We start from the raw sequence: 16,875 nt of genomic DNA on the forward strand, positions 1-16,875 counted from the left end.
AGGTTTCAGCCTGCGCCATCGCCCTTCACCGCGCCGCGCGGAATTCAATACGCCGGTTCTTCGCGCGGCCTTCCGCCGTAGCGTTCGTCGCCACCGGCTGATCGGGGCCCGCGCCCATGGCTTCAAAGCGCGATACCGGCAAGCCTTTGTCCACCAGATAATCCCGCACCGCGTCCGCACGCGCCTGGCTCAGCGCCAGGTTGGTGCTGCGGCTGCCCGAGCTGTCGGTGTGGCCGATGATCTGGATCTTGTCGGCGCGCAGCTTGGGCACCGCGTCGGCCACGCGGTCCAGCAGTTCGCGGCCGCGCGCGGTCAGGCGAGTGCTGCCGGTTTCAAACTCCACCACGCGGTTGCTCAGCAAGTTGTCCAGCACATCTTGTTCGTCCTTGCCTGCCGACACGCGCAAGCCGTTGACGATCTTGTAGGTGGGGTTAAGCGACGTGGCAAAGGTGCTGGCGATCTGCTGGCGCGAGGCTTCGTTGTCGACTTCACCGCGCAGCCGGATCTGCGTGCCGTCAATTTCCAGCTGGCCGCGGTTGATCTGCTTGAGCGGGCTGTCCAGCAGCTTGCCCACGTGTTGCGACCAGTTCGGCGGGGCCACGACGCCGCCCACATCGATGCGGTCGATCACATTGCCCACGCCATAGACTTTTTGCAGGCGCGCCAGCACGTCGGCCTTGGTGGCTTCATCTGGCACGGCGCCGCTGGCGACGACCTGGCCGGGTTGGGGGATGACATTGGCGGGAACCACCGTGGCGGCATCCTGCGCGTGGGCCGCGCACGACAGGGCGGCGGCCAGGACGAGAGTAAGCGTGCGCATGCCTAGGCTCCGATAAAGACTTCGCGAAACGTCTCCAGCGCCTGACGCAAAGAGAGCCGCGGTTGATCCAGATAGCTCGACAGCTTGGCCAGGCCATGGCTGGCGCTGACGTGGTCACGCACCCACGGCGCGTCTTCCAGCACGATGTAGTGCTGCGACAAGGTCTGCGGCGTGGACAGCAATGTCGCCAGCGTCTGCGGCGACGCGCCACGAAAGCCTACGACCAGCCGGTGCTTGCCGGCGATTTGCCCGATGAACAGGGCGATCTCGAAATCCGCGCGGGTAAGAAAGGGCGCGATCAGCGTCATCCAATAGGTGGCCACCAGATTGATGTAGAGCGGATCATCCGGCAGCGGCAGGGCCAGGCCCGTGTCCAGCTGCGACGAGCCACTGGACATCACGGGCGCCAGCAGAATGCCCAGCGCCAGCACGATGTCATGCATGCTGGCCGCATGGCCGTTGCCGCGCAGCATGGCTTCGACGCGTTCAATGGTCTGCAAGTCGATGAAGGCGTCGAAACCGTCATCGGCGGCGGTACGAATTTCGCCTTCCAGGTCGTTCAACGTTTGCAGCGCGGGGGCGGGGTCGCCGTCATGCATCAGCTGCGCGGCGGCCGTACCCATGCGGTTCCACATGCGGCTGAACGCCAGCGGGCTGCGCGCAATGAAATCCAGCGGGCGGGCCACTTCAACAGACGTTGCGCTGATGAACGGAAAGCGCCGCCCGGATTGGTCGCGGCTGGGCTGCAAATGGCCGGCAATGGCCAGCTTGCCGCGCGAGCCCAGCACCGCAAAGGGAACGGGCTGCGCCTCGTCGTACAGCGTTTTCCAGTGCGGGTCCTGCGCCAGCACCTCCATGGTGTTGGCTACCCACGCATCCAGCGTCGCCATCAGCTGCGGGTGCGAGGTGTTTTTGACGAAGTCGCCACGGGACGGAATTTTGCCGAAGTAGGCCGTACGGAACATGGGAGACTGCGGGTTGCTCATTGCTGCGCTCCGGCAGGCGTCGGGGCGACGGAGGGTTGAGGGGACGCGCCCGCCACCGAAGCGGGAAGGCGCAGGTTGCGCAAGCCTTGGCTGCCCGGCTCGGTGCCGCCGGCGCTGGCCGCTTGCGCGTTGCTGATGATGCGTAGCTTGACGGGCACGGTGATGTTCGACTTCGCCCAGCTCATCTCGAAACTGCCGTCCGGGTTGGGCTTGCGTTGCGAGCCCGAGATCAAACGTTCCAGGCCGAAGCGGCCGGGTTCGTTGACGATCTCGACCACGGTGCCATCAAAGGCGGTGGCCGTGATGCGCGCGCCCGGTGCGCCTTGCGCGTTGGGCCACACAAAGTTCACCCATTGCGGCGGCGTGTTGCGGTAGCGCAGCTGCTGGCCATCGATCTCGATCGTGTATTCCGTAACGCCGCTTGCCGGCTTGGGCTGAATCTGGAACAGCGTCTGCGGCTGGCTGGCCGCGCCCGAACCCGCCGCGCCACCGGCAAGCGGCGCCACCCACTGCGCGAAGTTGGCAGTAAAGGACGGCTGCAAATCAATGCCCATATCGCCCCAGGTGCGCGCCGTCAGGATGTCGCCACGGCGCACGGTCAGCGGGCCAAGCGTGTCGTTGACGTACTTGGCGATGCTGCCTTGCGGGCCGAAGACTTGTCCGATTTCTTCGCCGCTGGCTTCGATGCCGGCCTTGGTCGAGAACGGATACTTGTCGGCCAGCCCTTGCGTGAACGGCTGATAGACCTGCGCGTTCCAGACCTTGTTGAGTTCGGTCTGCGCCGGTTGCATGGCCACCGCATAGCCCTGAATCAGCGGGCGCACCAGCAGCGGGCGCAACGTTTCGCGCTGCGCGGGCGTCAGGCCCGCCAGCATCTGCTCGTCGACGAGTTTCAGCGCATCGGCCAGTTCCGAGTCCTTGCCTTCCAGCGTCTGGCGCATCAGCAGCAGCGCGCCGGGGCCGGGGTCGCCCTGGTTGTTGATCAGGTTAAAGCGCGTACGGATCTTCGACAGGGCGTTCATGTAGTTGCCCATCAGCGACTGGTTCTCGCGCGTGACGACCAAGCGCGCCACGTCAGAGAACTCGCGGCCCACCGGCCCCATCGGAATCTGCTCACCGCCCGGCGCCACTTCGGTGGGTTTGGGCTGGCCCTGGCGCAGAATCACGCGCTTGAACCACGCCACCACGCCCGTCTGCGCCTGCGAAATGCCCGTGTTGATCAACGATGGGTTATCCCACGACGTCTGTTCATACGTGGTGTTGATCAGCTTCACCAGCGGCGAATTCTGCGGATCGCCCAAGCGGTTCATGCCATGCACCGCTTGATCAAAACTGGTGAACGGCTTGATCGTGACCCCGCGCAGCATCTTCTGCCATTCCTGCGCGTACTCGGTCTTGTACATCGTGGCCAGACTCTTCTGAATCTGCTCCGGGCTGCCTTCCAGCGTGAGGTCGTCGCGCGCGTTCACGCCCAGCACCCAATCGCTGGTCTGCACTTCGCGGCGCGCCGCTTCGCCGATGGCGGGCTCGATGTATTGCTCCCAGGCTTCGCGGGTGAACGTGCCGGGCACGGCGTAGCTGCCGGCCACGACGGCCGCGTCGGCTTCGCCCATGATGCGCGCCACCGTCATCGCCGGGAAACGCGTGGCGGCGCGCGCCTTCAGCGTGGCGTAGGCGCGTTCGCGCGCCGGCATGCCCTGCATCACGCTGCGCAGGTTGCCGCGCGTGCGCTCGACCATGGCCAGGTTGGTTTCAATTTGCGGCCAATCGGCATCGGCTGCGCGCGCCACATAGAACGAGATCAGCCGTTCGGCGCTGCGGATGAGTTGATCGCGCGGCATCGCGCCCCGGTTGGTTTCCAGCCAGCCGCGCCAGAAGCGGGTGATCTGGTCCGACAGATGGGTGGGGTCCACGTGTTCGCGATTCGCCATCATCAGGTACGTCTTCAACGCGTTGTAGGCGTCGTCAACGTTGGTGGGCGAGGCGTCCTGGAACAGGGTGTCGCCGGCATTGGCGCGCACGGGCTGCGCCTGCGGTGGCGGCGCCGTGGGCCGTGCGCCGGAAGCGGCGGCCTGCGAGACATCGACGCGGCCCAGATAATCTTCCAGGCTGGCTTTCACCGGCACCAGCATGAACTGGCGCAGGCCGTTGTAGTACTCGGCCAGCAGGCGCTGCTTCAACACGTCGCCCTGATACAGCCCCAGGCCCAAGGACAGCGGCCGGCTGGCGGAATAGCGGTCCAGCTGTTCGATGCGGTCTTGCAGAATCTCCATCGCTTCCAGACGGCTCTGCAAGTCAGTGCGCTCGCTTTGCAGGCGCACGACCTTGTCCAGATCCGCCTGCACATTGGTGGCCAGTTGCCGGTTGCCCAGATACGACCAGCTCCAGCCGCCCAACACCAGGCCCAATGCCAGCACCAGCCCGAAGAACGTCAGGTAGCGCATGCGGACCTTGTTCGGGCTGGCGTGCTGGCGCACGAGCTTCTTGTCCGCAAAGATCACGCTGGAAAACAGATCGCGCAGGAAGAAACCGTTGTGCGACGTGACGCTGCGTGCGGCTTCCTGCGAGGCCGGGCGCAAGGTGAAGCGCTCGGCCAGTTTCTCGGTAGAGGTGCTGCGCGAAGCGCCTTCCTGCAAGGCGCTGGTGAAGTAGAAGCCACGGAACACCGGCTTGTACTGGAACGGGTTGGTCTCGAACAGCGTTGACAGGAAGGTGCGCAGCGCGGGTTTGATGCCTGCGAATTCCAGCGGGAAGGTCAACAGGCCCGGAGGCAGCGTGCCGCTTCTGCGCAGCGAAATTTGCGCGGTGCCCATTTCCTTCAGGCCTTCATACAGCTCGTCGAAACGATCGTCGAACAGCGTCAGCACATCGCGGCTTTCGTCGGCGCCATAGGGCAGCGTCGCGCCCCACACGCGGTCGCGTTCGCGCGCATCGGCGTCGGCAAAGAATTCCGAGAAGCCGGCAATCAAATCCGCCTTCGTGAAAATCACGTACACCGGCGCAAACACTTCCAGCCGGTCCGTCAGTTCCTGCACGCGCTGGCGCAGGTTCTTGGCCAGGTTGATGGCGAACTCGGGGCCGGAGTCGGTAAGCTCGCTGATGCTGGCGGCCACGATGATGCCGTTGATCGGCGCCTTGGGGCGATGGCGCTTGAGCAAGTCCAGAAAGCTCATCCACTCGTTGCGGTCTTCTTCGTGTACCGAGTAGCGGCCCGCCGTGTCCAGCAGAATGCCTTCGGTGGTGAAGAACCAATCGCAGTTGCGCGTGCCGCCTACGCCGCGCACCGCCGCGCCGTTCTTGTCCGCAAAGGGAAACTGCAAACCGGAATTGATGACGGCGCTGCTTTTGCCGGCCGCCGGGTTGCCGATGACGATGTACCAGGGCAGCTCATACAGCGCTTCGTTGCCCGAGGTCTGGCCAATTTTCGACGTCTTGATCGTGCGCACGGCTTGCGTCAAGCGCGTGCGCAGCGCATCGATTTCGCTGCGGTTGGCGGCGGGGCTGGCGGCGGCGCCGGTTTGCACCTGCTGCTCCAGCATGTCGCCCAGTTTCTGGTTCGCGCGCCGGGTGCGGCGGCGGCGCCACAGCTGCACGCAGAGCCACAGCACCAGTAACACGCCTAGCAACACCCCAGCCCAGACGAAGGCAATCTGCATCGTGTCGGCAAACAGGAACAGGAACACGATCAACGCGATCAGTCCGATGACCATGAAGGTGCGCGGGTTGGCGAACACGCGCGCGCCCCAATAGCGGACATCGCTCATGGCGCTGGAAAATCGAGAAAGGAATCCTGATGGGCTACGCATGGTTTTCGCTATTGTTTTAGGGTCAGGCGGTAGCGCGGGCGGCGGGTCGGGAGACCAGCGCCGCGCAGCGCAATGCGGGGTCTTGCAGGGTTAAGGTCAGCACGGCTTGGTCGAACTGCACGCAGGCGTCCGCCGCCACGGCCAGCGTCAGCAGTGACGCCGCCGCGCCGGTGTGGCCACAGGCAGCGCCAACCGACTGGCAATCTTTGGCGGCGTCCATGTGGGTGAACAGCTGCGAGGCCACACCCAGCGGTTCCAGCGGGCGGCTGCCGCGATGGTCGGCGTCGCTGACGATCTGGATCACGCTATCGGCGGTGACGTTCGCACGTTCAAGCAGATCGCGCGCCAGGTCAGAGAACGCCGCTTCGGCCTGCGCGCCGCGCGCATCGGCGGGCTTCTGCCGATGCATCACGGGCGACAGCGCCACGCGCACTTCTGCGTCGGCATCGGCAGGCCCCAGCAGCAAGCCCGCCGCGGCTTCGCCCGGCACGCGGCCGTGCGGATTGGCGTGGGTGAGCAGGGTGGCCTCGGCATCCCATTGCGCGACACGCTCGGCGTCCACATAACCGTCACCCGCCAGCACCACGCGCCACGGCGGCGGGGCATCGGTGGCGGCGGGCGCGGACGCCAGTTCGCGCAGCAGCAGGTCTGCGGCCATGGCGTCGCGCGCCAGATGCTCGGTGGCGCTGACGCGCGCATCCGGCCAGACGCGGGCGGCGGCCAACACTTCGGTGCGGACACGCTGGCGCGCGGCCTCGGGCCAATCCGCCGGCAGCAAGAGTTCGAAACGCAGCAGGGGCCAGTCTTCATCGCGGGCTGGCACGTCCAGTTCCGTGACGTGGCGATGCGCTTGCCGAGTCAGCGTGCTGGCGATATCCGTCAACAGCGCCGTCACGCGTAGCGCGGCGATGGCCAATGCGTCAGGCGGCGCGCCGCGTTCTTGCGCGGTCGCGTAGAGCGTCATGTCGTCCAGGCCCGGCACGCGCGCGGCGAATACCGGAAAGCCTTGCTGCGTTTTCAGTTCCGGGTCGAGTTCGGGGCGCTTCTGTTCGGCCAGCGCTTGCGAGATCGATGCGGCGTCGTCACCCGCCGACGCGCGCGCGGCCACGGCGATGACGTGTAGTTCCACGGCGCGCGCGGGCGCCCCAGTGGCGGCTTGCGGCGCGGCGGCCGGTTCGGGCTTTGGTGCGCGTGCAGCCCGCACGGCGCGCACGCCCAGCCACAGCGCGGCAAGCATCGCCAGCGGCAGCGCAAATAAGTAGAGTCCGATGTCGACGCCCGTGGGCAGCGTGCGGGATTCCTGCCACCAGATAATGACGGCCAGCCACACCACTGCGAACAGCGCCAGAATCAGCAAACCTTTTTTCAGTACGCGAGCCATGGGTGCCTGATCAAAGGGGTTTCGTGACAGAGGGCAGGGCGATCCACCACAGCGCGGTCATTTCGCGGCCTCCCGCGCGCGCTGCATGACGCCCGGCCGGCGCAGCTCGACGTGGCCGAAGTCCATCATCTTCCAGCGCCCGCCCCACGTCAGGCCGACCAGTTCTGCGGTTTCGCCAAACAGCTCGTAGCCGCGCATGGCCCAGGGGTCTTTTTCCGAGATAACGATCTTGCCGTCGCGATAGAACGCGCTGTCCGCTGCCAAGCCATATTGGTGATAGCTCTGGAACGCGCCGGCATTCGTCACGTGCGTGCCCATGCCCGCCAGTTCTTCTTGCCGCTCGGGGCTGCGATAGCCCTCGATCAGCGCCATTTCATAGCCATGCTGTTCACGCATGATGCGGTACGCCAGCAGCAGACGCTGACGGAAATCCGCGTCGAACAAATCCCAGTTACGGCTCGCGCCACCCAGCTTCGGACGCACCAATTCCACCTCGCGCGTGGTGAAGGCTTCAGGGGGCAAAGCAGGCGGCGGCGCCAGGCGTTCACCTTCCAGCAAAGCCTGAATTCGACGGTCGGGACCGGTCGTTTGGGTGCTGTAAACGAATGTGTGATTGTGTCGCATGACGAAAGCGAAAAGTGACGGAAGCAATACAACTGTCAGCCCGATTGCGACCTGCCAGCGATGCCTTCCCACCCACTCCATCGACGCATTCATGCCGCCTTTGACGGCGCCCGCCGTGCCGCCGACGGCGCCTCCGGCATGGCTCGCGCCACGCGTTGCGCCCCGTGCTACGCCCTGTACACACGCGCGCAAACTCCGGACTGCACCTTGGCGCAGCGCCGGAAAAAACAGGAGAGCGGAGACGCCCACCGCCAGTAAAAAATACAGGGGCAGTAGCAGCAACAAGTTAGGTCCCTCATGTGAAGGCGTAATCTTTTGTTCTATTCGCGCATGAGGCAAGTGATCCGGCGTTGCAAACAGCGTCCGACCCTTAGGAATCGTAACAAGGAGCAATGATCGAAATAGGCCTATCGGGTATTCTCGTCGAGCTTGGTTACAGGGGGGCTGCACACGCCTCCTGCTGACACGGGAACCCGCATGGCAGAAGAGAAAAAAGAAGCTCGCCCTACGATGACCGCGCCGAGTTTGCTCAGCGCCTCTGCGCCCGCGCGCGGCGAGGCCGAATCGTCGCGAATTCTTGCCGCGCTTGAAGGGCGCGCGCCAGAAGCCGAAGTCAAACATCTTGCGACGCCGCGCGATGGCCGCGCACGGCGTTGGGTGGCGCTGGCGTTATTGCTGGCGCTGATGGCGGGCGGCATCAGCTGGATCATTCACGAGGACGGGGCCGCGCCGATGGTAGCGCAGGCTCCGGCTTCTGCTGCCTCCGCTTCCAACCCCGTTGCCGCGTTACCGCAAGCATCGATGCCGAGCCCGTCTTCGACATCGGGCGAGCTTGCCATCAAGCCCATGGATAAGCCGCCCGACGTGGCCGCCATCATTGATGAGGCGCCGCCCGCGCGCGATGCAGGCGTGGGCCGTGGCGAACCCGACCCGCAAGGCGAACCTACGAATCCGCTATCGATGTTGGCGATGACGACACCGCCCGCCGCGGGATCGCCCGCCGCAGGGTCGCCTGCCGCCGCTCCCGGTCCCACGCGCCAGGCCGCTGAGCAACGTGCGCAACACGCGAACGCGCCGCGCGCCGCGAAGCCCGCCAGCACGCCGCCGCGCAAGACGGCCAAGCCTTCTGATACCGACGCCGCGCTGTTGTCCGCGTTGATGAACTATGGCTTGCCGCCTGCATCGCCGCCTGGCACGCGTGTGTACAAGTCGGAAGGCGTCTTCATGCGTGAAATGCCGGGCTCGCCGCTGTCCGAGCGCTTGAAGGAATGCCGCAAGCTCAGCTTTATCGAAGGCGAACAATGCCGCCTGCGCGTGTGCGCGGGGCAGTGGGGCACCGCACCCGAATGCCCCACACCGCAGGCCAACGTCGAACCCTGAAATTTGCCGTCCGTATCGGGCCGGTATCGCTAACGTCCCCCACGAGGTTTTTGCTCCATGGCTGTGAACGCAAGCAACGGCAGCGCCAGCGCCCACTCCCGTCTTTACCGTCTTGACGGCGAAGGCGCGTTGGCGTCCCTGCAAGTCGAAGGCTGGGTCGCGCGCGAAGGCCTGTCAGCGCTGGGCGAGATGCGCGTCGTGGCGCTGGCCGACGACGCGGCGCTGGACCTGAACGACATGGTGTCGCGGCCCGCCACGCTGTGGACCACGCGCGCCGATGGCAGCGAGATCGGCCGCAGCGGTGTCGTGCGCGCAGCCGAGATGCTGGGCGGCAATGCGGGCAAGGCGCGCTACCGCGTGACGGTGGCGCCCTGGCTGTGGCTGGCCACGCAACGGCGCGACAGCCGCATCTATGAAAATCAGCCCGTCCTTGAAATCGTGCGTCACGTGCTGGATCGCTACGAGGGCTACACCTACAAGATCGCCGCGGAGGTCGAGCGCCATCTGGCCGATCTGCCCGCGCGTTCCTACACCACGCAGTATCGCGAAACTGATTACGCCTTCTTGTCGCGCCTGCTCGCGGAATCCGGCCTGGGCTGGACCACTGTTGAAGACGACGCCGCACCCGCACGCCACGCCGTGCTGATCTTTGCCGACAGCCGCAGCCTGGCCGAAGACGCCGAGTCCGCCAGCGCGGGCGTGCGTTTTCAGCGCGCGCATGCAACGGAATCGCGCGACGGCGTGCAGGCCTTGGCGCGCAGGCAGCGCCGCGGCGTCGAACGCGTTACCGTGCTGGCCTGGCACGACAGCGGCAAACACGCCGTCACGGGGCAGGCGTTGGCCGGCCCCGCCAGCGGCGCCGATGACGAGAGCGCGGGGCTGGAATGGTTTGAACCCCTGGGCCACGGCGGCCTGCTGAACCAGGCGCACGCGCAGTTCCAGGCCACCTTGCTGATGGAAGCCGTGCAGGCCAGCGCCGAGACATTCCTGGGGCGCGGCAATGTGCGCACATTCCGATCCGGCACGCGCTTCACGCTGCAAGACATGTCGCCGTTGGGGCCGTCAGGGGAATCGGGTTTTGAACCGGTGTTTGCGTTGGACCGTGTGGAGCATGCCGGGATGAACAACCTGCCCGGTCAGGCCGACGCCAATCTGGCCGACAAGCTGGGCGCGTTGGATGACTATCTGTGTTTTGAAGACGACGAGCCGGCGGCGGGCGACGACGGAGAATACGCGGGATTGCGCGACGGACACCGCGACGGACAGCGCGGTGAACAGCGCGACTGGCAACGCGACGGACAGCACAACGGACAGCACAGCGGAGCGCACAACGCACAGCACAACGCACAGCAAGGTGACGGCGACATTGGCGCCGGCCGCCCCGACGCCGCCGTGCTGGCGCGCGCGCACGAGGTCGGCTACGCGAACCGCTTTCGCGCGGTGCGCTGCGACCGCCCTTGGCGCGCGATGCCCCCCACCGCGCGCGGCGCCAGGCTGGCCGGCGCGCCTTCTGCCGTGGGCGTGCACACCGCCATCGTGACCAACGCCGAAGGCGCCACCGAAGCCAGCGGCGAAGACGAGATCTACCGCAATGCGCGCGGCGATGTGCGCGTGCGCTTTCATTGGCAAGCCGACGGCGACGGTCTGGCCAAAAGCCGCTGGGCGCGCGTTGCGCAACGCCAGGCGGGCGCGGGCATGGGCATGAGCTTTGTGCCGCGTATCGGCCAGGAAGTGCTGGTGCGATTCCTGGATGAAGATATCGACCAGCCGCTTGTCGTAGGCGCCCTATACAACGGACGCGGCGAAGGCGGCATTCCGTCCACCCCCGGCGGTAAAGCCGGCGAGCCGATGAACACCGAGGTCTATGCCGCGGCCAGCGATGGCAAGCCCAGCGCACAAGCCAACCTGGCCAGCGGCAACGCACCCGCCTGGCACGGCGCGGCGGGCGGCGACGAGCAGCACCGCAATGCGGCCGCGCTAAGCGGCTTCAAGAGCAAGGAGTTCGGCGGCGACGGCTACAACCAGATCGTGTTCGACGACAGCGACGGCCAGCTGCGCATGCAGATCAAGTCCACGCAGTCCGCCAGCGAACTGAACCTGGGCCATCTGATCCACCAAGCGGGCAACTATCGCGGCAACGTGCGCGGCGTGGGCGCGGAATTGCGCACCGACGGCTTCGGCGCGTTGCGCGGCGGCGGCGGTGTTCTACTTACCACCTACACGGCGGGCGGCAGCGAGCCTGCCGGCGATGCCGCAGCGCCGCTGGCCTTGGCTGGGCAGGCCGACATCATGGCGCAGTCATTCGACGGCGTGGTCGGCGCGCACCAGGGCGTGCGGCTGGCTTCGGCCCGCGGCACGACGTCCGCGGGCGCGAGCCGGCTGGACGGCGAACGTGCGCCGCTTGCCGCAATGACGCATGCCGTGTCCGGCACCGTCGCCGGCGACGCCCTCGGCGGCGCATCAGGCGATGCCGCGGCCAAGCACACAGAAGTGGCCGACGGCAAAGTGCCGCACCTGACCGATCCGCTGGTGCTGATGGCAGGCCGCGCCGGGCTCACGCAAGCCGCCGGGCGCAACGTGCAAATCACGGCCGGCGAGCTGGTGCATTGGTCCTCGGGACAAGACCACAACCTGGCCGTCATCGGCTCGTTGCGCGTGCACACCGGCCAGGCGCTGGGCATTGTGGCCGGCGTGCAGCAGGGCGGCGCCGAGTCGGGCCTGGACCTGATCGCCGGCACCGGCGAAGTCGACGTGATATCCCAGCACGATGTGCTGACCGTGCAGGCGCAGCAAGACCTGCGCATGATCAGCGCCAACGCCGGCATCGAATACGCGTCGCCCAAACGCATCCGCATCGCCAACGCAGCGGGCGCCAGCATCGTCATCGAAGGCGGCAATATCACCGTCACGGCCCCGGGCCGCATCGACGTCAAGACCGGCAACAAGCAATTCGCCGGCCCGACGCAAATGCCGTATCCGTTTCCGCAATTTACCGTGTGCAAGACCTGCATTCTGGACGCCCAGGACAGCGTGCAGTCGATCACTGACAAGGCGTGATGGCGATGGCTTATTCCTGGCAGCAGGCGCTGCTTTCCACAATGGCTGAATTGCCGCAACACCGCGGCCCCTATGGCGAAGCCGCGCGCGCCTATGTGATCGTCGACTTTCGTGGCCACCCCGATCTGCTGGCTCGCATCACCGCCACTGAAGACCTGAGCTTCGGCTCGATCTGGGCGCAGACCGGCCTGGATATCTATGGCGACGTAGCGCCCCTGCTGATCGAAGTGGACGGCGCCTCGCAAGGGGTGCTGCGCGGGCCGCGCCGGGCTGATTTCAGTACTCCGCTTGTGCGCGCGTTGAACGCCTTGCATGAACGCAATGGCGGCCGCTACGCAATGATGAGCTTCGCGTCCGCCGTGCCGCTGGAAAAACTCATCGCGCACTTCGGAAGGTTTTGCGACTACGCCTTGCCCGACGCCAGCGAGTTCTTCCTGCACTGGTATGACGCCCGCATCCTGGCGCGCGCCCTGCAAGTCTGGACCGCCGAGCAGCGCACGCGCTTCGCCTCGCCGCTCATCACCTTGCGCTACGCGCTGCGCGATGGGACGCAGGCGGAAGTGTCCGGCACGGGCAGGCTGCCCGCAGACCCGCCCGACGGCATCCAACGCTTCACGCCCGAGCAGCACCAGATGCTGTTTGATCTGGACTACCCGGACAAGCTCGCGGTGCAACTCCGCCGCTTGTATCCCGGGCTGCTGCCCGGCGACCCGGATCAGGATGCGCTGGTGCCTCGCGTGCAAGCCCAGCTGGAGCGCGCGCGGGCGCATGGGGTGAAGGGCGACAAGGACACGTTTGACTACGTAGCGTGGGGCGTGTCGATTTCACCTGCTTTTGATGAGCATCCGTTGATTCGCGAGGGCTTGCGGGGATATCGGCCGGATGCTGACGGCGCGCTGGCGAAGGCGCTGGCGGACGTGCCGGATGCGGTGTGGGATGAGGTGCAGGCGTTGCATTGGGCGGGTTGATCGCCGTGCAGCCTGGATATCTCATTAGGGAGACATGATGTTGCTGCAAGGGCTATTGATCAGCTTAATACCGCATGCAGTATCCGGAGAGGCAAGAAGTCTGGTGCGAAGCCCAATGGACAGTCGTAGCAAAGAGATTGTGTGAATCTGAATAATTCGGGAGTCAAGGATGCGTAAAGGGTTGATCGGCGTGCTCATCTGGCTTGGCCTATTGGCGGGCTGCAATGGCGAACCAACCTACCAGGGTGTGAGCGTCATTACCTACAACTACACGCCGTGGGACTTAACTTCCGTTCGAATCGTCGATGCGTTCGGTGGCGCGGCCGGGAGTGGAATGATTCGGTCCGGAGGGGGGGAAGGCAGTGTCTCATGCTGCTACACGCTCAAGGGAACTGACTTTACTGTTAAGTGGCGTGGCGGCGATGCAGACTTGATGCGAAAACACATGTTCGATGGGAAATTCGATGACGTGATCTTTACCAAAGAGACCAAAGTTGACTTTCCTCCTCAGGAGTCTCCTCCTGGAGACGGTCCCATCTTTTTGGAATTGCATATCTATCCAGATGAGCACATGGAGTTTGCCTTGAGTCGAAAGCTGCTTGGCCAAGCCAGAATTCCAATCCCAGAGACGACCAGGTGGCTTTACGAGCATCACCGAGATGAATTGATGGATTACGAGGATATACATGAACTACGGTATGTCCTCGCAAAGGTCGCGAAGCAAGCGTGGATTCGCTATCGTATCGAGGACGCCGAGGATATGAGGGCGTATATGTATCTTTACTTCACTGTTGCGTCGAATTTTGATAACGACGCCGACCTGGCGAAACTACTGCAGGAGCCGAAGCGAAAGCCAGGTGATTTTGGTCGTGCCGTCGCCGCCCTTACCAAGGAAAAAATCGCCCAAGTTAAGGCTGCTGGAACGCCTCCTGGGGATAAGAATGTCTAAGTTGCAGTTGCCAGAGCAGGATCGCACCCCAGCCTCGGTATTGAAAGCGATCGCGCAGAACGAGGCCGCCTACCCCAAGGATTCTTGCACCGAATGCGGTCTGACTTTGCGGATGGGATTCTTCTTTGATGGGTTTGGGAGCAACAAAGACCTGGACGAGAATGCGCCAACGTTCTTGTCGAATGTGAGCAGGTTGTGGATGGCCCATTTCACCGAGGAGGATAGCGAGCGCCCAAAGAAGCAGCATTGGCTACGTTTTTATTATTCCGGCATCGGCGTCGAGCTTAACCATGGCGCCAAGGTTGATGAATTCGTCAACGCGATGGCGATCGCCGGTGGAAAGCTGGCCGATAAGGCTGTAGCTAGTGTAAAGGGCGCTGCCCAGAATATCACTCGCCTTGACGAGATTCCCAATGTTGATGGGATGGCTCGGGCACGAAAGGCGGTGCAGGAGTCCCTCAAGAATGGCTCCTATCAACCTATGGTTAAGACGTACAAGGATGTCATCAAGGAAGTCCGAACTCTGCCAGAGAAGACCGTGCGGATCTGGAACGCGTGGGATTTGGAGCGCGTCGGCACCCGCGCAGAAGCCACAATTCGAGGTGCTTGGACGGGGTTTAAGAAAAACCCATTGAAGGTCGCATGGACCAGTGCCAAAGAAGCCACCAAGGCCACCATCATGGAAGGCGTTCCGATCATACGGGACAACGCGAGCGTTGCTCTTCTGATGGGCACTGGTATAGACACTCGGTTGGATGCGGCAAAGCGTCAATTCAAGCTAGCCTACGAAACTGCCAACGCGGGTACTGAAAAAGTCGTACGTATCGAGATTTCAGTATTTGGCGCCGACCGAGGCGGAGTAATCGCAAAACAGTTTATCAACGATATCGTAAAAAAGTATAAGCGCCGTCATGATCAGGACCTTGCCATCATTGGCAAAGATGGAGCCCCTGATGCTGAAATTCGTATCCGATTCTTGGGGCTATTTGATTCTGTTGCGTCGATCATGGACGAGAATACCTTTCTGGGGTTTCTTCCCTTCACGGACCTTCTCAAGCAAAGTCATAAGGATCGCACGCTGACCGTGCCCGCCGCTGTTGAAAAGGCCGTTCACTTCGCTGCGGCCCATGAACTACGTCGCAACCAGCGCATGGATTCGTTGGAAAAGACGCGCGGCATGCAATATCTGCATCCGGGTTCTAGTGGCGACGTTACGGGTGTAGCACCTCCCGGCGCACTGGGGGCTCGGCCATCCTTATCGCGTGTTCCTCTACGAGAGATGATGAACCTCGCGATATCGCAGGGAGCCGCGATTCATAGCATGGAATATCTGGCCAAGACTTTGCCTGCCGCCTACAACTTAATGACTCTCGCCGTCCCCATCGAAGACGAAGGCCAGAGCTACCACGTCCCGGAACTCGTCGCGGCCTACCGCGAACTCGTCAAATACGAACCCGGTTGCGATTTCGCTCCGCACATGGAAATCTTCTTGCGCTGGCTGGCGGTGCGGTATCAGGACCCGGTGTTTCGCGCCGGTCTTTCAGACCCCGCCGAAGCATGGCTCAAAGACCGCGATTACATGACTCCCGAGCAAGAGGCCCAGGAGGAGGCGCGGCGCTTGTCGACGCTGTCGCGGGAAGAGCTTGCCAAGCCCGAAACCACCGCGCGGCATCGCGAACTCCAAGCCCTTGCGAAAGAACGCCGCGAGCGCGCCATGGCGAGCCGGGGAGAAGCGCCACCGCAACGATTCAAGCCACTCTGGGATCGTCTGGAAGAGGAATACAAAAGCCTTGAAAAGGCCGAGCAGCGGGATGCCGAAACCGAGCTGCGTCGTAAGAACTGGGAACAGCATGCCCCGGAACAGCTTCGCGTGATGGAAATGTGGGCCCCAGAACGGGATGCCAACGAAGCCATGCGCAATGGGGCAAAGCCGGGAGACGCCCAGACCGCACAGAAGGCCCCCGACCCGCTGGCCGACATGAAGGCAGAACGCGCCATGCAAAAGCGCCTGCTGACCGCCTGGCGCGATGCGCGCGACGGCAAGACGCAGTTGCCACCCAAGGTCATGACCTTGTTCGACTGGCTGGTGCACGACGCCATGTTGAGCAGTTGGCCCGATCACCTGTTGGCCAGCACCACGATGTACTTCCGCGTGCGCGACAAAGACATATTCGCCAAGACCGATGCGAAGGCGGAAATGGAGCAGCGCGCCAAGGACATGCGCAACGCGGAAAAGGTGGAAGCGCTAGCGGCACGATCAGAGCAGAACATCCAACAAATGACACCCACCCGGCCTTGAAGGCGCGAGCAACAGGCCTGCGTACGGCGTGAATCGCGTTGCGGGTTGGGTCGGGCCGCGCATCGGCAGCGCGGCGCGCTTACTTCTTCCCGGCTTCGACCTCGATCGTCACCGTATTCGACTTCACGGTTTCCGCCTCGATATACACCTCGTACGTCGCGGGCGTGGCGGGCAGATGCAGAACGCCGGCCATATCCGTGGTGAAGCGCGTTTCCACGGTCATGCCTGGCGGCAGAGGAATCTTCGGCGGGGGCGCGCCTTCGCTGGGGTCGACCGACACATTGGGCAGCTTGGGCCGCACGTAGTTGAAGGCGATGCCGCGATAGACCTTGCCGGTGCGCGTGTCCACCGCCACGAAGCGCGGCAGCTGCGGGTTGTCCACGACGGGCAGGATGCCGCGCGCGCAAACGGGAATCGTCAGTGTGCTGCCGTCGCGGATCGTCACGCGGGTAGGCGCGGCAATGCGCATCTGCGCGTCGTAGCCTTGCAGCGGCGGCATGCAGGCATGTTCCTTTTGCGAGTGCGAAGGCACCGAGGCGAAAGTGGCGGGTTCAATCCAGTCGGTCGTCATGATGGGCATGTCGGAATCTAAATTTGCGTGAGCG

General features: G+C 64.1%; 11 protein-coding genes. 5 read left to right on the plus strand and 6 right to left on the minus strand.

The window, feature by feature from the left end:
- Positions 1 to 25: 25 nt before the first annotated feature.
- From ACFZAI_RS07455 to ACFZAI_RS07475, 5 genes are all read right to left on the minus strand, one after another.
- On the minus strand, positions 26 to 820 hold the full coding sequence (locus tag ACFZAI_RS07455; protein WP_054420516.1) for an OmpA family protein: 795 nt from the start codon (positions 818 to 820) through the stop codon (positions 26 to 28).
- A 2-nt stretch (positions 821 to 822) separates the two neighbouring features.
- Positions 823 to 1,806 (minus strand): type VI secretion system-associated protein TagF, encoded by a 984-nt coding sequence (tagF, locus tag ACFZAI_RS07460; RefSeq protein WP_391566340.1) that lies wholly within the window; start codon positions 1,804 to 1,806, stop codon positions 823 to 825.
- Positions 1,803 to 5,570, minus strand: coding sequence for a type VI secretion system membrane subunit TssM (gene tssM / locus ACFZAI_RS07465; protein WP_391566341.1), 3,768 nt, complete (start codon positions 5,568 to 5,570; stop codon positions 1,803 to 1,805). The genes tagF and tssM overlap by 4 nt, the downstream gene beginning before the upstream one ends.
- 64 nt (positions 5,571 to 5,634) lie before the next feature.
- Positions 5,635 to 6,993 (minus strand): hypothetical protein, encoded by a 1,359-nt coding sequence (locus tag ACFZAI_RS07470; RefSeq protein ID WP_391566342.1) that lies wholly within the window; start codon positions 6,991 to 6,993, stop codon positions 5,635 to 5,637.
- Between the two features lie 57 nt (positions 6,994 to 7,050).
- On the minus strand, positions 7,051 to 7,902 hold the full coding sequence (locus tag ACFZAI_RS07475) for a M15 family metallopeptidase (RefSeq protein ID WP_391566343.1): 852 nt from the start codon (positions 7,900 to 7,902) through the stop codon (positions 7,051 to 7,053).
- Between the two features lie 225 nt (positions 7,903 to 8,127).
- Here ACFZAI_RS07475 and ACFZAI_RS07480 point away from each other — a divergent pair, with 225 nt between their 5' ends.
- The 5 genes from ACFZAI_RS07480 (at position 8,128) to ACFZAI_RS07500 (ending at position 16,270) form a co-directional block, all read left to right on the plus strand.
- Entirely contained in the window at positions 8,128 to 8,997 is an 870-nt protein-coding gene (locus ACFZAI_RS07480) for a hypothetical protein (RefSeq protein ID WP_391566344.1), read from the plus strand.
- Positions 8,998 to 9,054: 57 nt separating this feature from the next.
- On the plus strand, positions 9,055 to 12,054 hold the full coding sequence (locus ACFZAI_RS07485; protein WP_391566345.1) for a type VI secretion system Vgr family protein: 3,000 nt from the start codon (positions 9,055 to 9,057) through the stop codon (positions 12,052 to 12,054).
- Positions 12,055 to 12,059: 5 nt separating this feature from the next.
- Positions 12,060 to 13,022, plus strand: a complete 963-nt coding sequence (locus tag ACFZAI_RS07490) for a DUF4123 domain-containing protein (protein WP_391566346.1) — start codon at positions 12,060 to 12,062, stop codon at positions 13,020 to 13,022.
- Between the two features lie 169 nt (positions 13,023 to 13,191).
- Entirely contained in the window at positions 13,192 to 13,971 is a 780-nt protein-coding gene (locus tag ACFZAI_RS07495; protein ID WP_391566347.1) for a hypothetical protein, read from the plus strand.
- Positions 13,964 to 16,270, plus strand: a complete 2,307-nt coding sequence (locus tag ACFZAI_RS07500) for a hypothetical protein (RefSeq protein ID WP_391566348.1) — start codon at positions 13,964 to 13,966, stop codon at positions 16,268 to 16,270. Before ACFZAI_RS07495 ends, ACFZAI_RS07500 begins: the two co-directional genes overlap by 8 nt.
- Positions 16,271 to 16,349: 79 nt before the next feature.
- Here ACFZAI_RS07500 and ACFZAI_RS07505 read toward each other — a convergent pair whose 3' ends face one another.
- Positions 16,350 to 16,850, minus strand: coding sequence for a hypothetical protein (locus ACFZAI_RS07505; RefSeq protein ID WP_391566349.1), 501 nt, complete (start codon positions 16,848 to 16,850; stop codon positions 16,350 to 16,352).
- Positions 16,851 to 16,875: the final 25 nt, after the last annotated feature.

It is taken from the genome of Achromobacter sp. NPDC008082 (assembly GCF_042957345.1).
GTDB classification, from domain to species: Bacteria; Pseudomonadota; Gammaproteobacteria; order Burkholderiales; family Burkholderiaceae_B; genus Achromobacter; species Achromobacter kerstersii_A.

Coding starts and splice junctions, on each gene's coding strand:
- ACFZAI_RS07505 (WP_391566349.1), bottom strand. CDS start 16,850: ATGCCCATCATGACGACCGACTGGATTGAACCCGCCACTTTCGCCTCG.
- tssM (WP_391566341.1), bottom strand. CDS start 5,570: ATGAGCGATGTCCGCTATTGGGGCGCGCGCGTGTTCGCCAACCCGCGC.
- ACFZAI_RS07500 (WP_391566348.1), top strand. CDS start 13,964: ATGTCTAAGTTGCAGTTGCCAGAGCAGGATCGCACCCCAGCCTCGGTA.
- ACFZAI_RS07495 (WP_391566347.1), top strand. CDS start 13,192: ATGCGTAAAGGGTTGATCGGCGTGCTCATCTGGCTTGGCCTATTGGCG.
- ACFZAI_RS07490 (WP_391566346.1), top strand. CDS start 12,060: ATGGCTTATTCCTGGCAGCAGGCGCTGCTTTCCACAATGGCTGAATTG.
- ACFZAI_RS07480 (WP_391566344.1), top strand. CDS start 8,128: ATGACCGCGCCGAGTTTGCTCAGCGCCTCTGCGCCCGCGCGCGGCGAG.
- tagF (WP_391566340.1), bottom strand. CDS start 1,806: ATGAGCAACCCGCAGTCTCCCATGTTCCGTACGGCCTACTTCGGCAAA.
- ACFZAI_RS07485 (WP_391566345.1), top strand. CDS start 9,055: ATGGCTGTGAACGCAAGCAACGGCAGCGCCAGCGCCCACTCCCGTCTT.
- ACFZAI_RS07470 (WP_391566342.1), bottom strand. CDS start 6,993: ATGGCTCGCGTACTGAAAAAAGGTTTGCTGATTCTGGCGCTGTTCGCA.
- ACFZAI_RS07455 (WP_054420516.1), bottom strand. CDS start 820: ATGCGCACGCTTACTCTCGTCCTGGCCGCCGCCCTGTCGTGCGCGGCC.